At 55.4% G+C, this 26,612-nt stretch carries 27 protein-coding genes; 21 read left to right on the forward strand and 6 right to left on the reverse strand.

Features of this window, described 5'->3' with window-relative positions; translation table 11 throughout:
* The first annotated feature begins 82 nt into the window (after positions 1-82).
* The 3 genes from rsxB to KO536_RS01165 all read left to right on the forward strand — a co-directional run bounded on the left by rsxB (position 83) and on the right by KO536_RS01165 (position 2,070).
* Positions 83-1,075, forward strand: a complete 993-nt coding sequence (gene rsxB / locus KO536_RS01155; RefSeq protein WP_133075880.1) for an electron transport complex subunit RsxB — start codon at positions 83-85, stop codon at positions 1,073-1,075.
* A 67-nt stretch (positions 1,076-1,142) separates the two neighbouring features.
* Positions 1,143-1,781 (forward strand): endonuclease III, encoded by a 639-nt coding sequence (gene nth, locus KO536_RS01160; RefSeq protein WP_133075881.1) that lies wholly within the window; start codon positions 1,143-1,145, stop codon positions 1,779-1,781.
* 106 nt (positions 1,782-1,887) lie between these two features.
* The gene (locus KO536_RS01165) at positions 1,888-2,070 is read left to right on the forward strand and encodes a PA3496 family putative envelope integrity protein (RefSeq protein ID WP_133075882.1); all 183 of its coding nucleotides are present in this window, start codon (positions 1,888-1,890) and stop codon (positions 2,068-2,070) included.
* An 84-nt stretch (positions 2,071-2,154) separates the two neighbouring features.
* On the opposite strand, the gene KO536_RS01170 is transcribed toward KO536_RS01165, so the two are convergent.
* Positions 2,155-2,781 carry a response regulator transcription factor gene (locus tag KO536_RS01170; RefSeq protein WP_219260806.1) on the reverse strand — a complete coding sequence of 209 codons (627 nt, stop codon included), beginning with the start codon at positions 2,779-2,781 and terminating at the stop codon, positions 2,155-2,157.
* Positions 2,782-3,701: 920 nt separating this feature from the next.
* Here KO536_RS01170 and KO536_RS01175 point away from each other — a divergent pair.
* Positions 3,702-4,388 carry a hypothetical protein gene (locus KO536_RS01175; RefSeq protein WP_219260808.1) on the forward strand — a complete coding sequence of 229 codons (687 nt, stop codon included), beginning with the start codon at positions 3,702-3,704 and terminating at the stop codon, positions 4,386-4,388.
* A 64-nt stretch (positions 4,389-4,452) separates the two neighbouring features.
* Here the strand turns inward: KO536_RS01175 and KO536_RS01180 are convergent, their stop codons facing one another.
* Both KO536_RS01180 and KO536_RS01185 read right to left on the reverse strand, forming a co-directional pair.
* Positions 4,453-5,670, reverse strand: coding sequence for an argininosuccinate synthase (locus KO536_RS01180; RefSeq protein WP_133075884.1), 1,218 nt, complete (start codon positions 5,668-5,670; stop codon positions 4,453-4,455).
* A 127-nt stretch (positions 5,671-5,797) separates the two neighbouring features.
* Positions 5,798-6,703 carry an OmpA family protein gene (locus KO536_RS01185; protein ID WP_133075885.1) on the reverse strand — a complete coding sequence of 302 codons (906 nt, stop codon included), beginning with the start codon at positions 6,701-6,703 and terminating at the stop codon, positions 5,798-5,800.
* 144 nt (positions 6,704-6,847) lie between these two features.
* Between KO536_RS01185 and pyrC the strand changes: the two genes are divergently transcribed.
* On the forward strand, positions 6,848-7,894 hold the full coding sequence (gene pyrC, locus KO536_RS01190) for a dihydroorotase (protein ID WP_133075886.1): 1,047 nt from the start codon (positions 6,848-6,850) through the stop codon (positions 7,892-7,894).
* A complete protein-coding gene (rnt, locus tag KO536_RS01195; protein ID WP_019823542.1) occupies positions 7,891-8,565 on the forward strand; it encodes a ribonuclease T in 675 nt (224 codons plus the stop codon). Before pyrC ends, rnt begins: the two co-directional genes overlap by 4 nt.
* A gap of 78 nt (positions 8,566-8,643) precedes the next feature.
* Here the strand turns inward: rnt and KO536_RS01200 are convergent, their stop codons facing one another.
* On the reverse strand, positions 8,644-9,246 hold the full coding sequence (locus tag KO536_RS01200) for a peroxiredoxin (protein WP_133075887.1): 603 nt from the start codon (positions 9,244-9,246) through the stop codon (positions 8,644-8,646).
* 282 nt (positions 9,247-9,528) lie between these two features.
* On the opposite strand from KO536_RS01200, the gene KO536_RS01205 reads away from it, so the two are divergent.
* The gene (locus KO536_RS01205; RefSeq protein WP_133075888.1) at positions 9,529-9,747 is read left to right on the forward strand and encodes a bacterioferritin-associated ferredoxin; all 219 of its coding nucleotides are present in this window, start codon (positions 9,529-9,531) and stop codon (positions 9,745-9,747) included.
* A 198-nt stretch (positions 9,748-9,945) separates the two neighbouring features.
* Positions 9,946-10,416, forward strand: a complete 471-nt coding sequence (bfr, locus tag KO536_RS01210; protein ID WP_016779692.1) for a bacterioferritin — start codon at positions 9,946-9,948, stop codon at positions 10,414-10,416.
* A gap of 90 nt (positions 10,417-10,506) precedes the next feature.
* On the opposite strand, the gene grxD is transcribed toward bfr, so the two are convergent.
* The gene (gene grxD, locus KO536_RS01215; protein ID WP_016779691.1) at positions 10,507-10,848 is read right to left on the reverse strand and encodes a Grx4 family monothiol glutaredoxin; all 342 of its coding nucleotides are present in this window, start codon (positions 10,846-10,848) and stop codon (positions 10,507-10,509) included.
* Between the two features lie 386 nt (positions 10,849-11,234).
* Between grxD and argF the strand changes: the two genes are divergently transcribed.
* Together argF and KO536_RS01225 are read left to right on the forward strand one after the other, a co-directional pair.
* Positions 11,235-12,155 carry an ornithine carbamoyltransferase gene (gene argF / locus KO536_RS01220; protein WP_133075889.1) on the forward strand — a complete coding sequence of 307 codons (921 nt, stop codon included), beginning with the start codon at positions 11,235-11,237 and terminating at the stop codon, positions 12,153-12,155.
* On the forward strand, positions 12,152-13,261 hold the full coding sequence (locus tag KO536_RS01225) for an ABC transporter ATP-binding protein (protein WP_133075890.1): 1,110 nt from the start codon (positions 12,152-12,154) through the stop codon (positions 13,259-13,261). Before argF ends, KO536_RS01225 begins: the two co-directional genes overlap by 4 nt.
* Positions 13,262-13,284: 23 nt before the next feature.
* Here KO536_RS01225 and ybaK read toward each other — a convergent pair whose 3' ends face one another.
* Positions 13,285-13,755: a Cys-tRNA(Pro) deacylase gene (ybaK, locus tag KO536_RS01230; protein ID WP_133075891.1), complete on the reverse strand. Its 471-nt coding sequence runs from the start codon at positions 13,753-13,755 to the stop codon at positions 13,285-13,287.
* A 381-nt stretch (positions 13,756-14,136) separates the two neighbouring features.
* Here ybaK and KO536_RS01235 point away from each other — a divergent pair, with 381 nt between their 5' ends.
* From KO536_RS01235 to KO536_RS01285, 11 genes are all read left to right on the forward strand, one after another.
* Positions 14,137-14,988 carry an MIP/aquaporin family protein gene (locus KO536_RS01235; protein WP_133075892.1) on the forward strand — a complete coding sequence of 284 codons (852 nt, stop codon included), beginning with the start codon at positions 14,137-14,139 and terminating at the stop codon, positions 14,986-14,988.
* Between the two features lie 89 nt (positions 14,989-15,077).
* Positions 15,078-16,583: a glycerol kinase GlpK gene (gene glpK, locus KO536_RS01240; protein ID WP_133075893.1), complete on the forward strand. Its 1,506-nt coding sequence runs from the start codon at positions 15,078-15,080 to the stop codon at positions 16,581-16,583.
* A 136-nt stretch (positions 16,584-16,719) separates the two neighbouring features.
* Positions 16,720-17,475: a DeoR family transcriptional regulator gene (locus KO536_RS01245; protein ID WP_133075894.1), complete on the forward strand. Its 756-nt coding sequence runs from the start codon at positions 16,720-16,722 to the stop codon at positions 17,473-17,475.
* 176 nt (positions 17,476-17,651) lie between these two features.
* Positions 17,652-19,190, forward strand: coding sequence for a glycerol-3-phosphate dehydrogenase (gene glpD, locus KO536_RS01250; protein ID WP_219260810.1), 1,539 nt, complete (start codon positions 17,652-17,654; stop codon positions 19,188-19,190).
* A 386-nt stretch (positions 19,191-19,576) separates the two neighbouring features.
* The gene (locus KO536_RS01255) at positions 19,577-20,506 is read left to right on the forward strand and encodes a glutamate/aspartate ABC transporter substrate-binding protein (RefSeq protein WP_133075896.1); all 930 of its coding nucleotides are present in this window, start codon (positions 19,577-19,579) and stop codon (positions 20,504-20,506) included.
* A gap of 204 nt (positions 20,507-20,710) precedes the next feature.
* Positions 20,711-21,457 (forward strand): amino acid ABC transporter permease, encoded by a 747-nt coding sequence (locus tag KO536_RS01260; protein WP_133075897.1) that lies wholly within the window; start codon positions 20,711-20,713, stop codon positions 21,455-21,457.
* Positions 21,457-22,131, forward strand: a complete 675-nt coding sequence (locus KO536_RS01265; RefSeq protein ID WP_016779682.1) for an amino acid ABC transporter permease — start codon at positions 21,457-21,459, stop codon at positions 22,129-22,131. Before KO536_RS01260 ends, KO536_RS01265 begins: the two co-directional genes overlap by 1 nt.
* A complete protein-coding gene (locus KO536_RS01270) occupies positions 22,128-22,862 on the forward strand; it encodes an amino acid ABC transporter ATP-binding protein (protein ID WP_019823566.1) in 735 nt (244 codons plus the stop codon). The genes KO536_RS01265 and KO536_RS01270 overlap by 4 nt, the downstream gene beginning before the upstream one ends.
* Before the next feature lie 149 nt (positions 22,863-23,011).
* The gene (locus tag KO536_RS01275) at positions 23,012-24,916 is read left to right on the forward strand and encodes an ATP-binding protein (protein ID WP_219260811.1); all 1,905 of its coding nucleotides are present in this window, start codon (positions 23,012-23,014) and stop codon (positions 24,914-24,916) included.
* On the forward strand, positions 24,913-26,238 hold the full coding sequence (locus KO536_RS01280; RefSeq protein ID WP_133075899.1) for a sigma-54 dependent transcriptional regulator: 1,326 nt from the start codon (positions 24,913-24,915) through the stop codon (positions 26,236-26,238). The genes KO536_RS01275 and KO536_RS01280 overlap by 4 nt, the downstream gene beginning before the upstream one ends.
* Positions 26,239-26,246: 8 nt before the next feature.
* A complete protein-coding gene (locus KO536_RS01285; RefSeq protein ID WP_219260995.1) occupies positions 26,247-26,573 on the forward strand; it encodes a GlpM family protein in 327 nt (108 codons plus the stop codon).
* Positions 26,574-26,612: the final 39 nt, after the last annotated feature.

Here is a 26,612-nt window from a genome sequence, read left to right on the forward strand (position 1 = left end):
ACCTTGACCGCACGCCCTTATTTTTTCTGCGCATGTTGAGTGTCGCCCAGATGCGACCCGCTGTAGCTGGACTGATCACACCATGAGCCTGATTCAACGTATTGATGCTTTATTACCGCAAACTCAATGCGGCAAGTGCGGCCATCCCGGCTGCAAACCTTATGCGCAAGGCATTGCCCAAGGCGAGGCAATCAACAAGTGCCCCCCTGGTGGAACCGAAACCATTGCCGCACTGGCCCACTTGCTCAGCATTCCTGTGCTGCAACTGGATACCGATCGCGGTGAAGCCCCACCGCAAGTGGCCTACATTCGCGAAGCAGAATGTATCGGTTGCACCAAGTGCATTCAGGCCTGCCCGATTGACGCCATACTGGGCGCGGCCAAACTCATGCACACCGTCATTGTCGACGAATGCACCGGCTGCGACCTCTGTGTAGCCCCTTGCCCGGTTGACTGCATAGAAATGCGCCCCCTGCCTGCAAATGTAATCCCGATTGTCGGTGGCCTCGCTCACGACTCAGTGCAATACAACGCCCGCAACCAAAAGCGTGACCATGCCCGCGGACGCTATGAAGTACGTGACGAGCGTCTGCGCCGCGAAGAGCAACACAGACAGGCTGAACGCCTCGCGCGGGCCCAGCGCCCACCAGCAGTAACTGCCAGTGGCACACGCCCGGATAGCCCGGGGGCAGAACTGTCCAACCTCAATGACGCAGCGCTTAAAAAAGCCAAGGTCACACTCGCCATGGCACGCGCCCAACTGAACAAGTCGCTCAAGGCGTTCGGCCACCCTCCAACGGCACAACAGCAATCCCAGCTTGTAACCCTGCAGCAACAGTTTGAATCTGCCGAACACGCACTGGCACAACTGGAGCCTGCTGCCGAGGTGTCAGTGACTGTGCCCGCTGCAAATACCGCAGAACTCAAACGCGCAAAAATCCAGCTGGCCATGCGCCGCGCCGAACTTAAAAAGGCCATAACCCAGGAGCAGTCCACCGCGCAGTTGAACCTTTTATCCGATGCTGTCACTCAGGCAGAATTAACACTCAACGCGCTGGAGCCGGCCAAGGCCTGATAGATTTTCCCACCACAAGCAAGCGCCTCTTCGTTTAACGGACAGCTATCCAGGAAGTGTTTTACCCATGAACGCCGCAAAGCGCCTTGAAATATTCCGCCGATTTCACGAAGACAATCCTGAGCCAAAGACCGAGCTGGCCTATTCATCTCCTTTCGAACTCCTGATTGCGGTGATTCTGTCCGCCCAGGCCACAGATGTGAGCGTGAACAAAGCGATGGCCAAACTGTTTCCAGTCGCCAACACACCAGAAGCCATCTACGCTCTCGGAGTAGAAGGACTGTCGCAGTACATAAAGACCATTGGCCTGTATAACAGCAAGGCCAAAAACGTGATTGAGACCTGCCGTTTATTGATTGAACGCCATGGCAGCCAGGTTCCGCAGACGCGAGAAGAGCTTGAAGCGCTTCCTGGGGTGGGTAGAAAAACGGCAAATGTAGTGCTCAACACCGCCTTCAGGCAACTGACCATGGCCGTAGACACCCATATTTTCAGGGTCAGCAACAGAACCGGGATTGCGCCGGGCAAAAACGTGGTCGAGGTCGAAAAGAACTTGATGAAGCACGTGCCCAAACCGTATTTGCTGGACGCCCACCACTGGCTCATCTTGCATGGGCGCTATGTGTGTCAGGCACGCAAGCCCCGGTGCGGAAGCTGCCGCATAGAGGATCTGTGCGAATTCAAGCAAAAAACCTCTGATGATTGAGTAATAGATATTTTATGGGCTGATCGATTGAGAAAATCTTTTTTACCCGAGCGGCGATTATCGCTATAAGGGGCGCCATTGACTGTCTTGGCCTGGAGTGAACTAAATGAGCACTGGCAAAGAAGAACTGGAAGTAGAAGAAGATTTTGCAGTCGTCGATCCAGACGATGCAGTGGAGCCTGTCGTCGAGGTGGCAAAAACCAATTTGGCCAAACGCCGTACCATTGACGCGCTTCTGGAAGAAAAACGGCTCAGGAAAGAGCTCGAAGATTATGGATACGATCTTTAACTTCCATCACGCAATATCAAAAGCCTCCTTAGCGGAGGCTTTTCTTGGGGGGGCTTTGGGTGTCACTTCCCTATTCCCTCCCCCTCACACCAAGCCATTACGCTGGGCCAGTTCGATCAAATCTACCAGCGAGCGGGCATTGAGTTTCAAGAGAAGTCGGGTTTTGTAGGTACTCACCGTTTTGTTGCTAAGGAACATGCCATCGGCTATTTCCTTGTTGCTTTTCCCCCGTGCCAGCTGCTGCAGCACCATCATCTCCCGACCCGAAAGGCGATTGACCATATCAGCCTCACTCGCATTGCCCAGGCTTGAACGCACTGAGTGCAGCGCCTGATTAGGGAAATAGCTATAACCCGACAGCACAGCCTTGATTGCACTCAACAGCTCGGTCAAGTCCTGCTGCTTGCAAACATAACCCGCTGCACCTGCCTGCATGCAGCGCATGGAAAAATGACCGGGAGCTTGCGAGGTCAGCACCAGCACCTTGATAAGCACTGCTGGTGTGGACAGCCGCGCAATAACTTCAAGCCCGTCAAGTTTAGGTATTCCTATATCCAGAATCACAATGTCTGGCGCGTGTTCACGCGCAAGTTGCAAAGCATCCACACCATTGTCCGTCTCTGCGATGACTTCATAGCCATGTCGTTCCATGAGCATACGCACAGCAAGACGAATTACAGGATGATCATCCACGATCAGCACTTTATTCATGGGCAATTCCAATTTATCGCTGTTCGAATTTTTAGAACCAGCACCATAGCCTAGTCATAACAAACTGGGCATAGCGCCCCCTCACGCATCCGCATCCAAAGACATTTCCTACAAATATTGAAGATTTAACCTACAGAAATAGCCTTCAAACATTAAACATTCAATCAATACATTCCAAGCAAACCCAGATGCACACACATCACCAGCAACACCCACCGGCACATTAAAAGCACATACACATTTAATATTAGCAGCACCTTTGCACAGCCAACATTCTTCAGTTAAATCCAAAATTTAAACCCAGCATTGGTAAAGCCCGCCCAACACCCAACCATTATCCAAACCAATCAAAACAACACATCCTCCCTCACGCAAAAACCATAAAACACAATAATCCAACCTACTAAATACTCACCCGATGGAATCTACTATTGTTTTCAGGAGAAAATATCAGAAATCTGTACTTACAGAATAGGACTACAGATCATTCAGAAACCACCCAAATATGAATCCATATCAAAAGAATACCAAACCCTGCTTACCTTCCAAAAAGACACACAACGAAAAAACCGTTTAAAAAAGCCCAACAAAAATCATTTGGCGCTATATCTTACAGCTTATTCAAACTCAAGATAAAAAACCTACATGTAATTACGCCAGATAAACAACAACACCTATGGGATTCACTATAGATAACTGCAGCATTCCTACAAACAATTGAAGCAAACTAAAAAACCGAAAGATCCACCTTATAGACGTCACACTCAAAACCTGGACTGGGTTTGCAGCTTCAATATCCAGTGTCTAAATTTATAGAAACAGGCCCCTAAAGCAAAGCATCAGTTCCCTCCGTTACAGGAGCCCCCTCCAGCGCTGTGCGCCAGCCTTTTACTTCAACTACCCCCCAGAAAGGTTATCCCATGATAAAGAACACTTTAAAAATCAATAACCCTCTGAGCATAATTGCTGTTTTTTCGATGCTGACCGAAGCATCGGCAGCGGTATCATTGCCGTACATCGACAGTGCACATCAGAAAGAGTATGTTTGGTTTTTAATTATCTTCCCCTTACTACTGATTACGTTATTTTTCCTGACCCTGAACTTCAACAACAAAACACTCTACACCCCGGCTGATTTATCCAAGGCAGCGTTGCCTTTAACTATGACTTCCTATACGCCTCGTACCTACCCTCATAACCGCACAGGCACATCACTTGCCACGCCCCCATACCAACCCGGTATAACACTCAGTTCGATCCCTCCTCAAAACTTCACATTCCTGCCTCAAGGCCACCGAATTTATGACTCTGACACGAAAGAAACGCCTGAACTGAACAACCCGCCAAACCCACGCTTATACAAAAGCGCTGCGCACGAAATACTGAATAGCCGCTCGACGTCCGTGCGAAAGTCCAAGATTAACAACCGCAAGAGCGACGTGCTTTTATTGCTGACCAGTACTCCGCCAGATATCACGCCAGAGATGTCAAAACAGGATATCGAACGTTATAAAAATACGTCTCCCTACGGTGCTAAAATATTTATCACTTACCACCCCAGCACTGGCAGTACTGGAACTATTCAACTGACTTTAAGAGCGCTGTAATACATTGAATTCAAGACATAAAAAAGCCCCGACCACATGGCCGGGGCTTTTTATTCGGCACGCATCAGAACAACTTGCGGCCTTTATTCGCGGCAATCCGCATACGCAATGCATTCAACTTGATGAAGCCGGCAGCATCGGCCTGATTGTAAGCACCGCCATCTTCTTCAAACGTTGCAATGTTGGCATCAAACAAAGACTCGTCTGACTTGCGACCTGTAACGATCACATTGCCTTTGTACAATTTGAGGCGAACAACACCGTTAACGTGAGCCTGCGAAGCATCGATCATCTGCTGCAGCATGATGCGCTCAGGGCTCCACCAGTAGCCGGTGTAGATCAGGCTCGCGTACTTGGGCATCAACTCGTCTTTGAGGTGAGCAACTTCACGGTCCAGAGTGATCGACTCAATGGCACGGTGAGCACGCAACATGATGGTGCCGCCCGGAGTCTCGTAGCAACCACGGGACTTCATTCCGACATAACGGTTTTCAACGATATCGAGACGACCGATACCGTTCTCGCCGCCAATACGGTTGAGTGTTGCCAGCACAGTGGCCGGGGTCATTTCGACGCCGTCCAGAGCGACGATATCGCCGTTGCGGTAAGTCAATTCCAGATAAGTCGGCGTGTTCGGCGCGTCTTCTGGAGACTTGGTCCAACGCCACATGTCTTCTTCGTGCTCAGTCCACGTGTCTTCCAGCACACCGCCCTCGTAAGAGATGTGCAGCAAGTTGGCATCCATCGAGTACGGAGACTTCTTCTTGCCGTGACGCTCGATCGGGATATTGTGCTTTTCAGCGTAATCCATCAGCTTTTCACGGGAGAGCAAGTCCCACTCACGCCAAGGAGCAATCACTTTCACCCCTGGCTTCAAGGCATAGGCACCCAGTTCGAAACGAACCTGATCATTACCTTTACCCGTTGCGCCGTGGGAAATGGCGTCTGCGCCTGTTTCGTTGGCGATTTCAATCAGGCGTTTGGCGATCAGCGGACGAGCAATGGAAGTACCCAGCAGGTACTCGCCTTCGTAAACGGTGTTGGCACGGAACATCGGGAAAACGAAGTCTCGAACAAACTCTTCACGCAGGTCATCAATGTAGATTTCCTTGACGCCCATGGCTTGCGCCTTGGCACGTGCAGGTTCGACCTCTTCGCCCTGACCCAGGTCAGCGGTAAAGGTTACGACTTCACAGTTATAAGTATCCTGCAGCCACTTCAGGATCACCGAAGTGTCCAGGCCGCCCGAATAAGCCAGAACGACCTTGTTTACGTCCGCCATGCCATCACTCCACGGGTTGTTCGAAAAGCCGAACAGTCTACCGCCCATATCCATGAATTTACAGAGGCGCGACAGCTTAAGACGACAAAGCGACAGATAATGTCAAAGGAGCGACCAGACGGTCACGTCAGGAAATCGCCGCAGAATTGCTGACGCCTACAGAAGGCACAGACTTTTCTGGCTCTGGTACACGCTCCAAACGCACGCTGACCCGACGATTTTTCTCACGATTTGCCCGGGTTGTGTTGGGTGCCAAGGGGTATTGTTCGCCATGAAAACGGACTGTGATCTGAGACTCCTGGAGCCCCTTCTCCTTGAAGAAGTCCATCACCGCCAATGCCCGTCGCCGTGACAGCTCGCGGTTGGTCAAGCGATTGCCCTGATTATCGGAATAACCGTCCAGGATGACGCGGTTGACCGTAGGGTCTGCCTTCAAGTACTCCACCATGACTTGCAAGTTGATCCGAGCCTTCGCATCCAGCTCGGTACCCCCGCCAGGAAAGCCGACCTGGCTTTGCCTGACCTGCTCAAAGTTCTTCGCCAACAACTTGGTGGTACACGCCTCGTAATCCCCGTAGGCCTGGCGAAATCTGGCCGGTAACAGGCGAACCTCCGAAACATTGCCATCGCGCGAGTAGTGCCTGACCAACGGGCTACGCCCTTCAATCAGCCCACGAAACAAGCTGGCGGCCTGGGCCTGGGAACTGTTGAACAATATCTGCCCACGGCCAATTCGCACCGAGCCCAAGTCAATGTCGCCGCGGCCCGGCTGCCAGGGTGCGGCGGCGGCCAATAGCTTCGCAGACCCCTCCCCCAGCATAGAGTTGTAGGCATTGAGACGAAAAACGGCCTGCTCCCCGGCTCGACGCACAAAGGCCCCGGAGCCGAAATCAGTAATGGGCTGGATCAGCCGACACTCGAATTTGTCGCCTTCCACTTTCCACTCGATATTCTCCAGCCGAGTCTGAAAGGTCAGAGCCATGGCGGGCAGGCTGGCAAACATACTGAGCAGGATGAAATAATGCTGGCGCACGGGAGGCTCCACAGGCTTGCACTGCAAAAAAACAGTCCACAGATTGATGAGATATCGGTCAGCAATCACAAAACTTGATAGCGAGTGCCTGATAGAGTCTTTTCCGGTAGCATTCACATCAGTTTGACCCGCCTGGAATTCCCAATGTCTGACCGCCTGACCCTGCTGCGTCCCGACGACTGGCATATACATCTTCGCGATGGTGCTGTGTTGCCTCACACGGTTGCGGATGTAGCGCGCACTTTTGGCCGCGCCATCATCATGCCCAACCTGGTACCTCCGGTGCGTAATGCTGCCGAAGCCGATGCCTATCGCCAGCGCATTCTGGCTGCTCGCCCGGCCGGTAGCCGTTTCGAGCCGCTGATGGTGCTTTACCTCACTGACCGAACACAGCCAGAAGACATTCGTACGGCCAAGGCCAGCGGATTCGTCCATGCAGCCAAGCTGTATCCGGCTGGGGCAACGACCAACTCCGACTCAGGTGTTACCAGCATCGACGCGATCTTCCCGGTCCTCGAGGTCATGGCTGAAGTTGGCATGCCCTTGCTGATCCACGGTGAAGTCACCCGCGCCGGTGTGGACGTCTTTGATCGCGAAAAAATCTTCATCGACGAGCATATGCGCCGCGTTGTAGATCGCTTCCCGACACTCAAAGTCGTGTTTGAGCACATCACCACCGCTGACGCGGTGCAGTTCGTCAACGAGGCCTCGGCCAACGTCGGCGCAACCATTACGGCTCATCACCTGCTGTACAACCGCAATCACATGCTGGTTGGCGGAATCCGCCCGCACTTCTATTGCCTGCCGATTCTCAAGCGCAACACCCATCAGGAAGCTCTGCTGGATGCGGCCACCAGTGGCAGCGAGAAATTCTTCCTGGGTACAGACTCTGCACCCCACGCCCAGCACGCCAAAGAAGCGGCGTGCGGTTGTGCCGGTTGCTACACCGCTTATGCGGCCATCGAGATGTACGCCGAAGCTTTCGAGCAGCGCAATGCCCTGGACAAGCTGGAAGCCTTTGCCAGCCTGAACGGCCCGCGCTTCTACGGATTGCCCGCCAGCACCGAACACATCACCCTGGTTCGCCAGGAGTGGACCGCCCCAAACAGCCTGCCTTTCGGCGAGTTGACCGTAATTCCGCTGCGCGCCGGTGAAACACTGCGCTGGCGCCTGCTGGAGGAACAGCTGTGAGTGACGACCATTATGATGACGAACACGAAGGCGGCCATGGCGGCGGATCGCGCCACCCGATGGCCGAGCGTTTTCGCGGCTATCTACCGGTCGTAATCGATGTTGAAACCGGTGGCTTTAATAGCGCTACTGATGCCTTGCTGGAAATCGCAGCCGTCACGATCGGCATGGACGAAAGAGGCTTTGTGTTCCCGGAGCACACCTACTTCCACCGTGTTGAGCCGTTTGAAGGCGCCAACATCGAAGCTGCAGCACTGGAATTCACAGGCATCAAGCTCGACCATCCACTGCGCATGGCTGTCAGCGAAGAGACGGCCCTGACCGACATCTTCCGTGGCGTGCGCAAGGCCTTGAAAGCCAACGGTTGCAAGCGTGCCATCCTGGTGGGCCATAACAGCAGCTTTGACCTGGGTTTCCTCAACGCCGCTGTCGCTCGCTTGGACATGAAACGCAACCCGTTTCACCCGTTCTCAAGCTTTGACACCGCTACGCTCGCAGGCCTGGCGTATGGTCAGACAGTATTGGCCAAAGCCTGCCAGACAGCTGATATCGATTTTGATGGGCGTGAAGCGCACTCGGCTCGTTATGACACCGAGAAAACCGCTGAGCTGTTCTGTGGCATCGTTAACCGCTGGAAGCAAATGGGCGGCTGGAAAGACTTCAACGACTGATCCTGTCGTTCAGGCTTTCATCGCGCCCTAAAAAAAACCGGACACTGGGTCCGGTTTTTTTATGCCTGAAACTGACGCTTACAGCTGGTCAGCATTCTCGGTCAGGTACGCTGCAACACCTGCGGTCGAAGCGGTCATGCCTTTGTCGCCTTTTTTCCAGTTGGCAGGGCAAACTTCGCCGTGCTCTTCGTGGAATTGCAGAGCGTCAACCAGACGCAGCAGCTCGTCCATGTTACGGCCCAGTGGCAGGTCGTTGACGATCTGGGAGCGTACAACGCCCTTGTCGTCGATCAGGAACGCGCCGCGCAGTGCCACGCCGCCTTCGTTTTCAACGTCATAGGCCTTGCAGATTGCGTGATTGATGTCGGCAGCCATGGTGTATTTCACCTGGCCGATGCCGCCATTGTTCACTGGAGTGTTGCGCCATGCGTTGTGGGTGAAATGGGAGTCGATCGACACGGCAACCACTTCAACGTTACGCGCCTGGAACTCAGGGATGCGGTGGTCCAGAGCGATCAGCTCGGACGGGCAAACGAAAGTGAAGTCCAGCGGGTAGAAGAACACCAGGCCATATTTACCTTTGATGGCGGTGGACAGTGTGAAGCTGTCAACGATTTCGCCATTGCCAAGTACGGCTGCGACGGTGAAGTCAGGGGCTTGTTTGCCTACGAGTACGCTCATTGGATATCTCCTGGTGTGCTGCGTGAAAAACAGGATCCGGTCGGTGCCACCATCGGTTAATGGTACTCAGCCGACCCGCTCCTGCGTGAAAATGACCGGTCATCATACACCGCCCGTCTGGACGGGCCTTAACCCTTTTTCAGGCCCTGAAAGCAGAATCATCGAGACCGTTCGTCAGCACAGCGCCCACAAGCCTCAATTGAGACTCAAGGTACTTTGACAATCATTCTCGTTAACATTAAGATCCTTGTATTGAATCCCAACCAGCGATGGTTCTTATTTATGTACGTTTGCCTTTGCACTGGCGTCACCGATGGAAAAATTCGCGACGCAATCTACGAGGGTTGCTGCAGCTACCGCGAAGTGCGCGAAGCAACAGGTGTCGCTAGCCAATGCGGTAAATGTGCATGCTTGGCCAAGCAAGTGGTTCGCGAAACCCTGGCTTCACTGCAAACCAGTCAGGCCGCAATGAGTTTCCCGGTTGAATTTTCAGCTGCGTAATGTACAGATTTCAAAGAACCGGACTTAGTGTCCGGTTTTTTTATGCCTAAAATTCAAGTGGTTAGCCCCGAGACGCGGAACACAAACATTCTTATTCCGATTGATTTTCATATATTATTCAAATACTTAGGTTTGACAGTCTGCAACGTGCGGATCAAACTCTGCCGTATATACAGTTAATTAAGGCAGGCCCCAGCCATGAAAGGCGACATTTCAGTTATCCAGCATCTCAACAAAATTCTCGGCAACGAACTGGTCGCTATCAACCAATACTTCCTGCATGCACGTATGTATCAGGATTGGGGCCTGGAAAAGTTGGGTGCTCACGAGTACCACGAGTCCATCGACGAGATGAAGCACGCGGACAAGCTGATCAAGCGCATCCTGTTCCTGGAAGGCCTGCCGAACGTACAAGATCTGGGCAAGCTGCACATCGGCGAACACACCAAGGAAATGCTCGAGTGCGACCTGCGTATTGAGAAGACCGGCCACGCCGACCTCAAAGCTGCTATCGCCCATTGTGAAGTTGTCGGTGACTTTGGCAGCCGCGAAATGCTGGAAGATATCCTGGAATCCGAAGAAGAACATATCGACTGGCTGGAAACTCAACTGGGCCTGATCGATAAAGTAGGGATTGAGAATTACCTGCAATCTCAAATGGGTGAGTAACTAACAGCCATTAAAAAGCCCCGCCCTGTTTATCACGGGGCGGGGCTTTTTTATGCGTGTTACATAACAACTGTAACTACGCGACTGACATCAGGCTTCAGTCTTGTTTGCAGCAGCTTTCTCGACAGCTTCTTTGATCAAAGCCTGCAAAGAACCATCGGCGGCCATTTCAGCCATGATGTCGCTACCACCCACCAACTCACCACCGACCCACAGTTGCGGGAAAGTTGGCCAGTTAGCGTACTTCGGCAGATTGGCGCGGATTTCCGGGTTCTGAAGGATGTCCACGTAAGCGAACTTCTCGCCACAACCCATGACTGCCTGGGCAGCCTTGGCCGAAAAGCCGCACTGCGGGGCATTCGGGGAGCCTTTCATGTAGAGCAGAATGGTGTTGTTCGCAATCTGGTCTTTAATAGTTTCGATGATATCCATGGAGCACCTCGGCTGAACTTTCCGACTCAGATGTCGGCACGGTGGCGCATTGTAACGGAAAGCCGAGCGTGACGCTCGGTCTCCCCGACAGACAATAGTCGGCCCCTCACGCCTCTCCAAATGCCCCGCGCAATTGCCAAGCAACGCCACGGCAGTGTACAAATGGACAGCTGAGGTGAGGCATACCACCTGAGTGGCTCGTGCAGCGCAAGACTCGCTCAAACCTCTATACACGTGACCCTTATTGGCAAGACGCGACATTTCCTTATAAGATCGCGCCTTCCCCTATTTCGTCGCCCCGTGCGGCTTTCGCCGCAGGTCTCGCCCGTTTTTCCGAAAACCCCGGCTTTGAGCATCTGCGGTCGTTGCAAAAAAGGTAGTTAATGATGAGCGCAAGGCACTTTCTCTCCCTGATGGATTGCACGCCCGAAGAGCTAGTCAGCGTGATTCGTCGCGGTATCGAGCTGAAGGACCTGCGTCAACGCGGCGTTCTCTTCGAACCTCTGAAAGGTCGCGTGCTGGGCATGATTTTCGAGAAATCATCGACCCGTACCCGTCTGTCATTTGAAGCAGGCATGATCCAGCTGGGTGGCCAGGCCATTTTTCTGTCCCCTCGCGACACCCAACTGGGCCGTGGCGAGCCAATCGGTGACTGCGCCATCGTGATGTCGCGCATGCTTGACGCCGTCATGATCCGCACCTTCGCACACAGCACCCTGACCGAGTTTTCGGCCAACTCCCGCGTACCTGTTATCAATGGTCTGTCAGACGATCTGCACCCTTGCCAGTTGCTGGCCGACATGCAAACGTTTCAGGAACATCGCGGATCGATCAAAGGCAAAACCGTGGCCTGGATCGGTGATGGCAACAACATGTGCAACAGCTATATAGAAGCGGCCATCCAGTTTGACTTCAAGCTGCGTGTTGCCTGCCCTGAAGGCTATGAGCCCAACCCGCAGTTCGTGGCTCAAGCCGGTGATCGCGTGACTATCGTTCGCGATCCTCGTGATGCCGTGATTGGCGCCCATCTGGTCAGCACTGACGTGTGGACCTCCATGGGCCAGGAAGAAGAAACCGCCAAGCGCCTGCAGCTGTTTGCTCCGTACCAGGTCAACCGGGCCCTGCTCGACCTAGCTGCCGACGACGTGCTGTTCATGCACTGCCTTCCCGCTCACCGTGGCGAAGAGATCAGCCTCGATTTGCTGGATGACCCCCGCTCCGTGGCATGGGATCAAGCTGAAAACCGCCTGCATGCGCAAAAAGCGCTGCTCGAATTCCTTGTCCAACCGGCGTACCAACCCGCATGAGTCAGCCGTTATTGCTCAACCTTAGCGATCTGGCCTGTGGGTATCAGGGCCAGAGCGTCGTACAAAACCTCAACCTGCACCTCAATGCTGGAGATATTGGCTGCTTGCTGGGCTCATCGGGCTGTGGCAAAACCACCACACTGCGCGCTATTGCCGGTTTTGAGCCGGTGCATCAGGGTGAAATCAGGCTGGCCGGGGAGGTCATTTCAAGTGCTGGCTTTACCTTGGCCCCAGAGAAACGTCGTATCGGCATGGTGTTTCAGGACTACGCCCTGTTTCCGCACCTGAGCGTGGCCGACAACATTGCGTTCGGGATTCGCAAACATCCGAACAAGGATCGCGTGACCGAAGAGCTGCTTGAACTGGTCAATCTCAAGCAGCTCGGCAAACGCTTCCCCCACGAGCTTTCCGGCGGCCAGCAGCAACGTGTCGCCCTTGCACGTGCATTGGCACCCGAACCTCAATTACTCCTGCTGGATGAGCCGTTTTCCAACCTCGATGGCGAGTTGCGACGCAAACTCAGCCATGAAGTACGAGATATCCTGAAAGCACGGGGCACCAGTGCGATTTTGGTGACACATGACCAGGAAGAAGCCTTCGCTGTGAGCGACCATGTCGGTGTCTTCAAGGAAGGCCGTCTTGAACAGTGGGATACGCCCTACAACCTGTACCACGAACCTCAGACACCTTTTGTGGCGAGTTTTATCGGTCAGGGCTACTTCATTCGGGGCCAGTTACTAAGCCCTGAGTCGGTGCAAACCGAGCTGGGGGTTTTACGCGGCAACCGCGCATACACCTGGCCGACTGGCGGCGCAGTCGATGTGTTGCTGCGTCCGGACGATATCGTCTACGCGCCGGACAGCGATTTGAAAGCCCGGATTATTGGCAAGACATTCCTCGGCGCCTCCACCCTGTACCGCCTGCAACTGCCTACAGGAAGCCAGCTGGAATCGATTTTCCCGAGCCACGCCGATCACTTGCCTGGGGCGCAAGTGGGCATTCGCGTAGCAGCCGAGCATCTGGTGATGTTTCAAACCAGCGGCAGCGTTGCTGCGCAAATCCCGCACTCCGAATCAGGTGTAAGGCGTTTCAGCACCGCTCAGTAATCCCTTACCACAACAATTTGCGCTTACACCCGACCTACCTCTGCAAACTGCGCCTGCGTATGCTCTGCCAGCACCCCAGGCGCCAGTTCCACTTCCAGCCCGCGTCGTCCGGCGCTGACAAAAATAGTCGCAAAACCTTCAGCACTTTTATCGATAAAGGTGCGCAGTCGCTTCTTCTGCCCCAGCGGACTGATGCCTCCCAACAAATACCCTGTTGAACGCTGAGCTGCCGCCGGGTCCGCCATTTCGACTTTTTTGACCCCGGCAGCGTGTGCGAGGGCTTTTAAATCAAGGCTTCCGACGACCGGTACCACAGCGACCAATAACTCCCCCTTCTCACTGCTGGCCAGCAACGTCTTGAACACCTGAGCAGGTTCCAGGCCAAGCTTTTCTGCGGCCTCCAACCCATAGGATGCCGCTTTTGGATCATGTTCATAGCTATGCACACGATGTTCGGCGCGAACTTTTTTCAGCAGGTCCAATGCAGGCGTCATGACAGCTCCAGTCTTGAATGAGGAAAAGAAAACTGATGGCCGATTTTAGGCTATTGGCCCGTAAAAAACGCGCTGGCACGGGGCTTTGCGCCATGCATTTAGCTGAAACGTTACACGCCAACCTACCAATTCGTAGTGTTTTCTTACAGAAAAACCAGTACTACACCCCCGCTCTAAAGTCAGAATGTGAATACCCGTTCACTTTCGACCTTTGACAGCAGCGTTTCTTGTCTATATTTTTTCGAATCTGAATATTAGCATTCAACTTTTGTACGACTTTACCTACATGCTGAAATCAATGGTACGCAATTACCCGATCAGACCAAGGCGCGCCGCCACCCTGATTGATAACGTCTAAAAACAACAATAACGAGGCTTCAGATGACGACTGCATCGCAACACCCCACACTTTCAGGTCAGTGCCTGGCCGAGTTTCTCGGTACCGCACTGTTGATATTTTTCGGTACCGGTTGCGTTGCGGCTCTCAAAGTCGCGGGTGCCAGTTTTGGCTTATGGGAAATCAGCATCATTTGGGGCATTGGCGTCAGCATGGCGATTTACCTGACAGCAGGCGTTTCAGGCGCACACCTGAACCCGGCAGTCAGCATCGCGCTGTGCCTGTTCACCGATTTCGAAAAACGTAAGCTGCCCTTTTACATCCTTGCCCAAGTCGCAGGCGCCTTCTGCGCTGCAGCGTTGGTTTACACGCTCTACAGCAATCTCTTCTTCGATTACGAACAAGCACATCAAATGGTTCGAGGCAGCCAGGCCAGCCTGGAGTTGGCATCGGTCTTTTCGACCTACCCGCACCCCTCGCTTACAACGCTCCAAGCCTTCCTCGTCGAAGTGGTGATTACCGCTATCCTGATGGGCGTGATCATGGCGCTTACCGACGACAAGAACGGTTTGCCACGTGGCGCACTGGCACCCCTGCTGATCGGCTTGCTGATTGCTGTCATCGGCAGCTCGATGGGGCCGCTAACCGGCTTTGCGATGAACCCCGCGCGTGATTTCGGGCCTAAACTGATGACATTCTTGGCGGGTTGGGGTGAAATTTCGTTCACCGGTGGACGCGACATCCCTTACTTCCTGATTCCAATATTTGCACCGATCGTGGGCGCTTGCCTGGGCGCAGCCATTTATCGCGGCCTGATTGCCCGCCACCTGCCTGACGCGGCCCCTGTAGCCGCCGACACCCAGGCTGCAGCGCAAGTGAAAACCCAAGCTTCCTGATATCGACTTATGAAACGGGGCGCACGAGACCTACTGCCCGTTACCTTTCTCGCGCCCCCAACCTCCCTCATTCTGCAAGGCACTTTCAAATGACCGACATTCAGAATAAGAACTACATCATTGCGCTGGACCAAGGCACAACCAGTTCGCGAGCGATCATCTTCGATCGTGACGCCAACGTGGTATGCACGGCGCAACGTGAGTTTCAACAGCACTACCCGCAACCGGGCTGGGTTGAACACGACCCGATGGAAATTTTCGCCACCCAAAGCGCCGTGATGGTCGAGGCCCTTGCACAAGCCGGCCTGCATCACGATCAGGTGGCCGCCATCGGCATCACCAACCAGCGTGAAACCACCGTTGTGTGGGACAAGGTCAGCGGTCGTCCGATCTACAATGCCATCGTATGGCAGTGCCGCCGCAGCACCGAAATCTGCGAGCAGCTCAAGCGCGATGGCCACGAGCAATACATCAGCGACACCACTGGCCTGGTGACCGACCCGTACTTCTCGGGTACCAAACTGAAGTGGATCCTCGATAACGTCGAAGGCAGCCGTGAGCGCGCACGCAATGGCGAACTGTTGTTCGGCACCGTCGACAGCTGGCTGATCTGGAAATTTACCGGCGGCAAAACCCACGTCACCGACTACACCAATGCCTCTCGCACCATGCTCTTCAACATCCACACTCTGGAGTGGGATGCCAAGATGCTGGAGGTACTGGATATCCCGCGCGAAATGCTGCCAGAAGTGAAGTCATCTTCAGAAATCTACGGCCGCACCAAAAGCGGTATTGCCATTGGCGGCATTGCAGGCGACCAACAGGCGGCACTGTTTGGCCAGATGTGTGTCGAGCCGGGGCAGGCCAAGAATACTTACGGCACCGGCTGCTTCCTGCTGATGAACACCGGCGCAAACGCCGTCAAATCGACCCACGGCATGCTGACTACCATCGCCTGCGGCCCACGCGGCGAAGTTGCCTACGCATTGGAAGGCGCCGTCTTCAATGGTGGTTCCACCGTTCAATGGCTGCGTGACGAACTGAAGATCATCAACGACGCACACGACACCGAATACTTCGCCAACAAGGTCAAGGACAGTAACGGCGTCTACCTGGTGCCTGCCTTCACTGGCCTGGGCGCCCCTTACTGGGACCCGTATGCCCGTGGCGCATTATTCGGCCTGACTCGCGGCGTACGCGTTGATCACATCATTCGTGCAGCACTGGAGTCGATCGCCTACCAGACACGCGACGTGCTGGATGCCATGCAGCAGGACTCTGGCGAACGCCTCAAAGCCTTGCGTGTGGACGGTGGCGCCGTAGCCAACAATTTCCTGATGCAATTCCAGGCCGACATTCTCGGCACCCTGGTTGAACGCCCGCAAATGCGCGAAACCACTGCATTGGGCGCGGCCTACCTGGCTGGTCTGGCCTGCGGTTTCTGGGGCAGTCTGGATGAATTGCGCGGCAAGGCCGTGATCGAGCGCGAATTCGAACCTGCGCTGGACGAAGCCAGCAAAGAGAAGCTCTATGCCGGCTGGAAAAAAGCCGTCAGCCGCACTCGCGACTGGGAACCCCACGAAGAAAGCAACTAAGCCTACCGGGCAATAACTGCTGCGGGCGCCATTGGCGCCCGCAGTCGCTTCAATATTTGATGGCACCTGCGAGTAGCAGGCGGCGCTTTCCTGCGGCATCATGGGCGAATTTGCTTCGCCGCCCAAAGGAAAATCAATGAATCTGCCTCCACGCCAGCAGCAGATCCTCGAACTCGTACGCGAGCGCGGTTATGTCAGCATCGAGGAAATGGCTCAGCTGTTCATCGTCACACCGCAGACCATTCGTCGCGACATCAATCAACTGGCAGAAGCCGACCTGCTACGCCGTTACCACGGTGGAGCCGCCTATGACTCCAGCGTTGAAAACACTGCCTACGCCATGCGCGCAGACCAGATGCGCGACGAAAAGCGCCGCATTGGCGAAGCCATTGCCGCCCAGATCCCTGATCACGCCTCGATTTTCATCAATATCGGCACCACCACCGAGTCGATTGCACGGGCGCTGCTCAATCACAACCACCTGAAAATCATCACCAACAACCTGCACGTGGCTTCAATCCTGAGTGCCAAGGATGACTTTGAAGTCCTGATCGCAGGCGGCAACGTACGCCGCGATGGCGGTATCGTTGGCCAGGCCAGTGTCGATTTCATCAACCAGTTCAAGTTCGACTTTGCACTGGTCGGTATCAGCGGCATCGACTCCGACGGTAGCCTGCTGGACTTCGACTATCAGGAAGTTCGCGTCTCACAGGCGATTATCGCCAACGCCAGACAAACGATCCTGGCAGCCGACTCCAGCAAGTTCGGCCGCAATGCGATGGTACGGCTGGGCCCGATCACCCTGATTGATTGCCTGGTTACCGACCAGCCGCCCGTGCCCGAACTCGCGCAACTCCTGGCTCAAAACAAGATCCGCCTGGAAGTGGTGTAACCGGCCCGCAGGTTCATCTGCCCATTCAAAATGTTCGATATTCTTCTTTTAACCCCCCTTCGATGAGTTTTTTCAATCGAAGGGTGCTGGCTACCCTCGCCTTTATCCGCTAATATTTTCGAAAATGAACATTAGTGTTCACATTCAAATATGCGTAAAGAACGCGAGGCCCATTTATGTCCCTGACCACCTTGCCTGCCACCCCCCTCGCTGAGGTTTACGACGTTGCTGTGATTGGCGGCGGGATCAATGGCGTCGGGATTGCGGCAGACGCAGCCGGTCGCGGCTTGTCTGTGTTCCTTTGCGAAAAAGACGATCTGGCCAGCCACACCTCATCCGCCAGCAGCAAGCTGATCCACGGCGGCTTGCGCTACCTCGAACATTACGAGTTCCGCCTGGTACGAGAAGCACTGGCAGAGCGTGAAGTGCTGCTGTCCAAAGCGCCGCATATCGTCAAACCCATGCGTTTTGTCTTGCCCCATCGCCCGCACCTGCGCCCGGCGTGGATGATCCGTGCCGGGTTGTTTCTGTATGACCATCTGGGCAAGCGCGAAAAACTCGCGGGCTCCACCAGCCTCAAGTTTGGTGCAGACAGCCCGTTGAAAGCAGAAATCACCAAAGGCTTCGAGTACTCCGACTGCTGGGTCGATGACGCTCGCCTGGTAGTACTTAACGCCATGGCCGCACGGGAAAAAGGTGCCCATGTCCATACACAGACTCGCTGCGTGGGTGCGCGCCGTAACAAAGGGCTGTGGGAATTGAACCTGGAACGTGCTGACGGCAGCCTGTTTTCGATTCGCAGCAAAGCTTTGGTCAATGCCGCTGGCCCTTGGGTAGCCAAATTCATCAAAGACGACTTGAAGCTGGATTCGCCTTACGGCATCCGCCTGATCCAGGGCAGTCACCTCATCGTTCCCAAGCTGTATGACGCGCCCAATGCGTTCATTCTGCAAAACGAAGATCAGCGGATTGTGTTCACCATTCCCTACATGGATCAGTTCACTATCATCGGCACCACCGACCGTGAATACACAGGCGATCCGGCCAAAGTAAGCATCACGGAAGAAGAAACCGACTACCTGCTGAATGTAGTCAATGCCCACTTCAAGCAACAAGTAACCCGCAGCGACATCCTGCGCACTTACTCCGGCGTGCGCCCGCTGTGTAACGACGAGTCCGACAACCCTTCAGCAGTGACCCGGGATTACACCCTGGCATTGTCCGGCGCACCGGGCGAAGCCCCGCTGCTGTCAGTGTTCGGCGGCAAACTGACCACTTACCGCAAGCTGGCCGAGTCGGCCATGGCCCAATTGACGCCCTACTTCACCCAGATCAAGCCGAGCTGGACCGCCACCGCGACATTGCCGGGCGGCGAAAACATGACCACGCCAAAAGCCCTGAGCGCCGCCCTGATCAGCAAACACAGCTGGCTGGATGCCGCGATTGCCAAGCGCTGGGCAATCACCTATGGCAACCGCTCGTGGCGCTTGCTGGACGGCGTACAAGGCCTGAGCGACATGGGCGAGCATATCGGCAGTGGCCTCTACAGCCGTGAAGTCGATTACCTGTGCAGCCAGGAATGGGCACTGGATGCACAGGACATTCTGTGGCGCCGGACCAAGCTGGGCCTGTTTACCACCGCTGAAGAGCAGGCGCATCTGTCCCAGTACATGGCCACCCTGAATCTGAAAAACCGCAAGGTAGAAGCGGCTTAAACCTGCTCCCCCGCCCCACAGGTCTCAATTGCTTGTGGGGTGAGGGCATGACGATCCCGCTTGCTCGCGATGAAATCGGAACGGTTTGCCAGAAAACACTGACTACCTGAATCGCGAACTGCCTGCGCCATCTTTCATTCGGTTTTCCGAACGCGCCCCCCTGTATCATTCGGCTTTCCGGGCGCGACCGCTTTTAAAGCCCGCCATCAATCAACTTAAATCCCTTATAAATCAAAGCATTAGACATAAATTCAATGTCTGGCACGACTCATGCTCTACACTCTGGACCGAATGCTTTAACAGAGCGTTTAGTCTGTTGAGACATTCGAAGTACAAAAGGGCCCACAAACGGGCTCAATAAAAAAAACAATGTCGAGGAAACACCGATGCGCATCGTTCCGCAACTTTTGGGCGCAGCAATTGCTGCAGCTCTGATTAGCACTCCAGTTTTTGCAGCCGAATTGACCGGCACACTGAAGAAAATCAAAGAATCCGGCACCATCACCCTTGGGCATCGTGACTCCTCCATTCCGTTCTCCTACATCGCGGACGCTTCCGGCAAACCGGTTGGTTACTCCCACGATGTACAGCTGGCAATCGTTGAAGGGCTGAAAAAACAGCTCGACATGCCGGACCTCAAAATCAAATACAACCTGGTTACTTCCCAGACCCGTATCCCGCTGGTGCAGAACGGCACCGTTGACGTTGAGTGCGGCTCCACCACCAACAACGTGGAACGCCAGCAACAAGTCGACTTTTCGGTCGGCATCTTCGAAATCGGTACCCGCCTGCTGTCCAAAAAGGACTCGCCTTACAAGGACTTCGCTGACCTGAAAGGCAAGAACGTCGTAACCACGGCTGGCACCACCTCCGAGCGCATCCTCAAGGCGATGAACGCTGACAAGCAGATGGGCATGAACGTGATCTCGGCAAAAGACCACGGCGAAGCCTTCAACATGCTTGAGTCGGGCCGTGCTGTTGCTTTCATGATGGACGACGCCCTGCTGGCCGGCGAAATGGCTAAAGCCAAGAAGCCAACTGACTGGGCTGTTACCGGTACTCCACAGTCGTACGAAATTTACGGCTGCATGGTTCGTAAAGGCGACCCTGAGTTCAAAAAAGCAGTGGATGACGCCATCGTTGCCTACTACAAGTCGGGCAAAATCAACGACACCTACAACACCTGGTTCCAATCACCTATTCCACCAAAAGGCCTGAACCTGATGTTCCCGATGAGCGATGAGCTCAAGGCACTGATCGCCAACCCGACAGACAAAGCAGCAGACGACAAGCCAGCAGAAGAAAAGAAATCCTGATTTCTGACCTTTGATACTCCCGAGCGTGTGTCATCACGCTCGAGGAGTTGTCGAGCACCTTTGTACTAAGCTTCTTATTGCATTAGAGAACACTCGAACCGCTGGTTATCGAGCGGGTTTTGTGTGCCCGACGACCCTGTCGGGTGAGAACGGATTCCCTGAAGCAAGTGCTTGTTTATAGACCCATCTGAGGGGAGACCCTGCATGAATTACAACTGGGACTGGAGCGTGTTCTTCAAGTCCACCGGCGTAGGCAGCGAGACGTATCTCGACTGGTTTATTTCCGGATTGGGCTGGACCATCGCTATCGCTGTTGTCGCCTGGATTGTCGCCTTGATCCTGGGTTCGCTGCTGGGTGTCATGCGCACACTGCCGAACCGTTTCATCGCGGGCATCGCCACGGTTTACGTTGAAATCTTCCGTAACGTGCCGCTGCTGGTGCAGCTGTTTATCTGGTACTTCCTGGTACCCGACCTGCTGCCGCCTGATTTGCAGGAGTGGTACAAGCAAGACCTCAATCCGACGACCTCGGCTTACCTGAGCGTTGTCGTGTGCCTGGGCCTGTTTACCGCTGCACGGGTTTGCGAACAGGTTCGTACCGGTATCGAGGCACTGCCACGAGGTCAGGAAGCTGCCGCCCGCGCCATGGGCTTCAGCATGTCGCAGATCTACTGGAACGTGCTGCTGCCGCAAGCCTACCGGATCATCATTCCACCGCTCACCTCCGAGTTCCTGAACGTGTTCAAGAACTCCTCCGTGGCCTCGTTGATCGGCTTGATGGAACTGCTGGCACAAACCAAACAGACCGCTGAATTTTCCGCCAACCTGTTTGAAGCCTTCACCCTGGCCACCCTGATCTACTTCACCTTGAACATGAGCCTGATGTTGCTGATGCGCCTGATCGAGAAAAAAGTAGCAGTGCCCGGCCTGATGTCTCTGGGGGGTAAATAATGGACTTCTTCGATTTCAGCGGCATCGTCCCTGCCCTGCCAGGCCTGTGGAACGGCATGGTCATGACTTTGAAGCTCATGGTCATGGGCGTCGTGGGTGGCGTGGCCCTGGGCACAGTGCTGGCATTGATGCGTTTGTCGTCAAGCAAGTGGATGGCCAATCTGGCCGGCGCTTACGTGAACTACTTCCGCTCGATCCCGCTCCTGCTGGTCATTACCTGGTTCTATCTGGCCGTACCTTTCGTGCTGCGCTGGATCACCGGCAAAGACACCCCGATCGGCGCTTTCGAGTCGTGCCTGGTGGCCTTCGTGATGTTTGAAGCCGCCTACTTCTGCGAAATCGTACGAGCTGGCGTGCAGGCCATTCCCAAAGGCCAGATGGGTGCAGCCAAAGCACTGGGCATGAGTTACGGCCAGGCCATGCGCCTGATCATCCTGCCCCAGGCCTTTCGCAAAATGACCCCCTTGCTGCTGCAACAGAGCATTATCCTGTTCCAGGACACGTCGCTGGTTTACACCGTAGGCCTGGTTGACTTCCTCAATGCCTCGCGCTCCAGTGGCGACATCATCGGCCGCTCCAATGAGTTCCTGATCTTCGCCGGTCTGGTGTATTTCATCATCAGCTTTTCCGCCTCGCTGCTGGTCAAGCGTCTGCAAAAAAGGTTTGCCGTATGATCTCGATCAAGAACATCAACAAGTGGTACGGGGACTTCCAGGTACTGACCGATTGCAGTACTGAAGTCAAAAAGGGCGAAGTGGTCGTAGTATGCGGCCCGTCCGGCTCGGGCAAGTCGACCCTGATCAAGTGCGTCAACGCCCTTGAACCGTTCCAGAAAGGTGACATTACGGTTGACGGCACTTCCATTGCCGACCCGAAGACCAACCTGCCAAAACTGCGTTCGCGGGTTGGCATGGTGTTCCAGCATTTCGAACTGTTCCCGCACATGACCATCACCGAAAACCTGACGATTGCGCAGGTCAAGGTATTGGGTCGCAGCAAGGCCGAAGCCACTAAAAAAGGCCTTGAACTGCTGGAGCGCGTTGGTCTGTCGGCCCATGCCCACAAGCACCCGGGCCAGTTGTCCGGTGGTCAGCAACAGCGTGTGGCGATTGCCCGCGCCCTGGCCATGGACCCGATCGTCATGCTGTTTGACGAACCGACCTCTGCGCTCGACCCGGAAATGGTTAACGAAGTACTCGACGTGATGGTGCAACTGGCCAACGAGGGCATGACCATGATGTGCGTAACCCACGAAATGGGTTTTGCACGCAAGGTGGCCGACCGTGTGATCTTTATGGACCAGGGCAAAATCGTCGAAGACTGCGAGAAAGAAGAGTTCTTCGGTGACGTATCAGCCCGCTCCGAGCGTGCGCAGCACTTCCTCGCCAAGATCCTGCAGCACTAAATTTGGTGCAAACCAAATACCTGTAGTCGCTGCCGCAGGCTGCGAAGGGGGCCAAAGCCCCCGTTTTCTGGATACCACAGGGTATTCTTCGCAGCCTGCGGCAGCGACTACAGTTTTCGCGTGCCTCTTATCGCGACAAGGCATCTGTGATGAAATGCGACCCCACTCTTTACCGCGGTGCTCCGCCCTCACTTGCCGTGAAACCTCGTCTACTGCGCCACTTCCTGCTACCTCTGCTGATCATCCTGTTGACGATCGGCCTGGGCTACGCGGGCTATCGCATCAGTGAACACTTCGGTATTCGCACCCTGAGCGAAACCGGCGAACGCCAGCTCGAACTCCACGCCCGTACCGTCGAAAGCGAACTGGGCAAATACACTTACCTGCCCAGCCTGCTGGAACTGGAGTCCAGTGTTTCCAGGTTGCTGGCCGACCCAAGCGTGCAGAACCGGGTCACCGTCAACCAGTATCTGGAAGGCCTTAACCGTCGCAGCCGCAGCCGGGCCATTTATGTGCTCGACACCACTGGCCGCGTGATGGCCACCAGCAACTGGCGAGATACCGACAGCTATCTGGGTGAGGACCTGTCATTTCGCGCCTACTTCCAGGACGCCGTGCGCGGTCAACCGGGGCGCTTCTACGGGATCGGCAGCACGTCGGGTGAACCGGGCTATTACCTGGCTCACGGCCTCGAAGAACAAGGCAAGATCATTGGCGTAGCGGTGATCAAGGTCCGGCTCGAAGCCCTTGAAGAACGCTGGCAGCGCGCTCGCCTCGAAGCCTATGTGAGCGACGAGAACGGCATCATCATCCTGTCCAGCGATCCCACCAGACGCCTCAAGTCAATCCGCCCGCTCAGCGCCGAAACCAAAGAGCGACTGGCACGCAGCCTTCAATACTACTGGTGGCCGCTTAATGAACTCGTACCGCTGGAACGGGAAAACCTGGCCGACGGCGTAGAAAAAGTCACCTTTGCCAATAACAACCAGATCGTTACCGACCAGCAGGAAGTCAGCTATCTGGCGCAAACCCGCAAGCTCAATGACACACCCTGGGACATCACCCTGCTCACGCCACTGCAGGACCTGCGCCGTGAAGCGGCGAATCAGGGGACGCTGGTCGCCGTTGCATTTGCCTTGCTGGCCTTTCTGCTGATTGCCTGGAATGAACGGCGCAAAGTGATCGCCACCCGGCTGGCGGCACGCGAAGCCCTGCAAGAAGCCAACAATCAGCTGGAGCGCAAGATCACCGAGCGCACCACTCACTTGCGGGCCAGTAACGAACGACTCAAAGGCCAGATCCGTGAACGACGCCAGGCTGAAGACACCTTGCGCCGTGCCCAGGATGAACTGGTACAGGCGGGCAAACTGGCCGCCATCGGGCAGATGTCCACCAGCATTGCCCATGAACTGAATCAACCCTTGGCCGCATTGCGCACCCTGTCGGGCAATACCGTGCGTTTTCTTGAGCGCGGAGACCTCAAGGTCGCCGCCGACAATCTCAGTACCATCAACAACCTGGTCGACCGCATGGGCCGCATCACCGCCAACCTGCGCTCGTTTGCCCGCCGTGGAGATGATCAGGGCCAGGCCAGCCTGGGCAAAGCCGTCGATGCGGCCCTGCAATTGCTCGCCAGCCGCATGGAGGAGTCCGGGGTGCAACTTCATCGAGCACTCGGCGATGTAGCGCTCAAGATTGATCAGACCCGACTGGAACAAATCCTGGTCAACCTGATCGGCAACGCGCTGGACGCCATGCAGGGCCAGTCAACACCGCCAGAGCTTTGGCTGGAGGGCGAGGTCAGCGAAAGCAAATACCGCCTGCTGGTGCGCGATAACGGCCCCGGCATCGACCCCGAAGCCCGCAAGCATCTCTTCGAACCGTTCTTCACCACCAAACCCGGCGAACAGGGCCTGGGCCTGGGCTTGACCCTGTCAGCCAGCCTGGCAGCCGCCGCTGGCGGAAGCCTCAGCGTCGAGTTCCCGGCCAGTGGTGGTGTCGCATTTGTCCTTCTTTTACCGCTGGTGCAACCCGCCAAGACCGAGCCCCTATGAATAACGACCTGACCGTCCTGATTGTTGAAGACGACCCCCATGTCCTGCTCGGATGCCAGCAGGCGCTGGCACTTGAAGACATTCGCAGCGAAGGCGTAAGCAGTGCCGAACAGGCACTGGCGTTGGTGGGCGACAATTTCCCGGGCATCGTCATCAGTGACATTCGCCTGCCCGGAATCGATGGCCTGGAGTTGCTCAAGCGCCTCAAGGCCCGCGACCGCAGCCTGCCGGTGGTGCTGATCACCGGGCATGGCGATATTTCCATGGCGGTGGGGGCCATGCGTGACGGCGCCTATGACTTTATGGAAAAACCCTTTTCCCCGGAGCGCCTGGTGGATGTGGCCCGCCGTGCGCTGGAACAACGCAGCCTGGCCCGAGAGGTCTGGTCACTGCGTCGCCAGTTGGCAGAACGCGACTCGCTCGAGGGGCGAATCATCGGGCGTTCCCCGGCCATGCAGCACTTGCGAGAATTGATCGCCAACGTCGCCGATACCTCTGCGAACGTGTTGATTGAAGGCGAGACAGGCACAGGCAAAGAGCTGGTCGCCCGATGCCTGCACGACTTCAGCCGGCGCCATCCCCAGCAGTTTGTGGCCCTCAACTGCGGTGGCTTGCCGGAAAACCTGTTTGAAAGCGAGATTTTCGGCCACGAAGCCAACGCCTTCACCGGTGCTGGCAAACGCCGCATCGGTAAAATCGAACACGCCCATGGCGGCACGCTGTTTCTGGACGAAGTCGAGAGCATGCCGATCAACCTGCAAATAAAACTGCTGCGGGTATTGCAGGAGCGCACCCTGGAGCGCCTGGGTTCCAACCAGAGCATCGACGTTGATTGCCGGGTCATCGCGGCCACCAAGTCCGACCTTGATCAACTGAGCAAGGCCAGCCAGTTTCGCAGCGACCTGTACTACCGCCTGAACGTGGTGACACTTGAACTGCCGCCCTTGCGCGAACGCCGCGAAGACATCCTGCAGTTGTTCGAATATTTCCTGCAGCAATCATCCCTGCGTTTTGATCGTGCCGCCCCTGAACTGGACAACCAGACCGTGTCCAGCCTCATGAGCCATGACTGGCCGGGCAACGTACGTGAACTGCGCAACGTGGCCGAGCGTTTCGCCCTGGGTCTGCCTGCCTTCAAAAAATCCGGGAGCAACGCGGCGCAGGGGCTGGGCTTTTCCGAGGCAGTCGAGGCGTTCGAGCGCAACCTGCTCAGTGACGCCTTGCAGCGCAGCGGCGGCAACCTGACCCAGGCCAGCCAGGAACTGGGCATGGCCAAGACCACCCTCTTCGATAAAGTCAAAAAATACGGGCTCGCGCACTGATGGATCTGATACTCAAAGCGGCTCTGGGTGCCGCAGTGGTCATCATTCTGGCAATGCTGGCCAAGACCAAAAACTACTACATCGCGGGCCTGGTCCCGTTGTTCCCGACCTTTGCCCTGATTGCGCATTACATCGTCGGCAAAGGGCGCTCGGTGGACGACCTGAAAACCACCATTGTGTTTGGCATGTGGTCGATCATTCCCTACTTCGTCTACCTCGCAACGCTGTACGTACTGGTCGACCGCATGCGTCTTGAAGCGTCACTGGCGCTGGCCGCCGTGGCCTGGCTGATGGCTGCCACCGTACTGGTCAGCGTGTGGGTGCGCCTGCACTGAGCCCGCTCCCACCTAAAGATCATCAGCGCGCCGCTGGCC

Origin of the sequence: Pseudomonas sp. NKUCC02_KPG (assembly GCF_019345465.1) — a bacterium.
Taxonomy (GTDB): domain Bacteria; phylum Pseudomonadota; class Gammaproteobacteria; order Pseudomonadales; family Pseudomonadaceae; genus Aquipseudomonas.

Excerpts from the sequence above, each read along its gene's own strand:
- KO536_RS01180 (WP_133075884.1), bottom strand. The coding sequence starts at position 5,670 with ATGGCGGACGTAAACAAGGTCGTTCTGGCTTATTCGGGCGGCCTGGAC.
- KO536_RS01175 (WP_219260808.1), top strand. The coding sequence starts at position 3,702 with ATGATAAAGAACACTTTAAAAATCAATAACCCTCTGAGCATAATTGCT.
- nth (WP_133075881.1), top strand. The coding sequence starts at position 1,143 with ATGAACGCCGCAAAGCGCCTTGAAATATTCCGCCGATTTCACGAAGAC.
- pyrC (WP_133075886.1), top strand. The coding sequence starts at position 6,848 with ATGTCTGACCGCCTGACCCTGCTGCGTCCCGACGACTGGCATATACAT.
- KO536_RS01280 (WP_133075899.1), top strand. The coding sequence starts at position 24,913 with ATGAATAACGACCTGACCGTCCTGATTGTTGAAGACGACCCCCATGTC.
- grxD (WP_016779691.1), bottom strand. The coding sequence starts at position 10,848 with ATGGATATCATCGAAACTATTAAAGACCAGATTGCGAACAACACCATT.
- glpD (WP_219260810.1), top strand. The coding sequence starts at position 17,652 with ATGTCCCTGACCACCTTGCCTGCCACCCCCCTCGCTGAGGTTTACGAC.
- KO536_RS01200 (WP_133075887.1), bottom strand. The coding sequence starts at position 9,246 with ATGAGCGTACTCGTAGGCAAACAAGCCCCTGACTTCACCGTCGCAGCC.
- rsxB (WP_133075880.1), top strand. The coding sequence starts at position 83 with ATGAGCCTGATTCAACGTATTGATGCTTTATTACCGCAAACTCAATGC.
- KO536_RS01170 (WP_219260806.1), bottom strand. The coding sequence starts at position 2,781 with ATGAATAAAGTGCTGATCGTGGATGATCATCCTGTAATTCGTCTTGCT.
- glpK (WP_133075893.1), top strand. The coding sequence starts at position 15,078 with ATGACCGACATTCAGAATAAGAACTACATCATTGCGCTGGACCAAGGC.
- ybaK (WP_133075891.1), bottom strand. The coding sequence starts at position 13,755 with ATGACGCCTGCATTGGACCTGCTGAAAAAAGTTCGCGCCGAACATCGT.
- KO536_RS01270 (WP_019823566.1), top strand. The coding sequence starts at position 22,128 with ATGATCTCGATCAAGAACATCAACAAGTGGTACGGGGACTTCCAGGTA.
- KO536_RS01260 (WP_133075897.1), top strand. The coding sequence starts at position 20,711 with ATGAATTACAACTGGGACTGGAGCGTGTTCTTCAAGTCCACCGGCGTA.
- argF (WP_133075889.1), top strand. The coding sequence starts at position 11,235 with ATGAGCGCAAGGCACTTTCTCTCCCTGATGGATTGCACGCCCGAAGAG.
- KO536_RS01245 (WP_133075894.1), top strand. The coding sequence starts at position 16,720 with ATGAATCTGCCTCCACGCCAGCAGCAGATCCTCGAACTCGTACGCGAG.
- KO536_RS01205 (WP_133075888.1), top strand. The coding sequence starts at position 9,529 with ATGTACGTTTGCCTTTGCACTGGCGTCACCGATGGAAAAATTCGCGAC.
- KO536_RS01225 (WP_133075890.1), top strand. The coding sequence starts at position 12,152 with ATGAGTCAGCCGTTATTGCTCAACCTTAGCGATCTGGCCTGTGGGTAT.
- KO536_RS01255 (WP_133075896.1), top strand. The coding sequence starts at position 19,577 with ATGCGCATCGTTCCGCAACTTTTGGGCGCAGCAATTGCTGCAGCTCTG.
- KO536_RS01275 (WP_219260811.1), top strand. The coding sequence starts at position 23,012 with ATGAAATGCGACCCCACTCTTTACCGCGGTGCTCCGCCCTCACTTGCC.
- KO536_RS01165 (WP_133075882.1), top strand. The coding sequence starts at position 1,888 with ATGAGCACTGGCAAAGAAGAACTGGAAGTAGAAGAAGATTTTGCAGTC.
- bfr (WP_016779692.1), top strand. The coding sequence starts at position 9,946 with ATGAAAGGCGACATTTCAGTTATCCAGCATCTCAACAAAATTCTCGGC.
- KO536_RS01265 (WP_016779682.1), top strand. The coding sequence starts at position 21,457 with ATGGACTTCTTCGATTTCAGCGGCATCGTCCCTGCCCTGCCAGGCCTG.
- KO536_RS01235 (WP_133075892.1), top strand. The coding sequence starts at position 14,137 with ATGACGACTGCATCGCAACACCCCACACTTTCAGGTCAGTGCCTGGCC.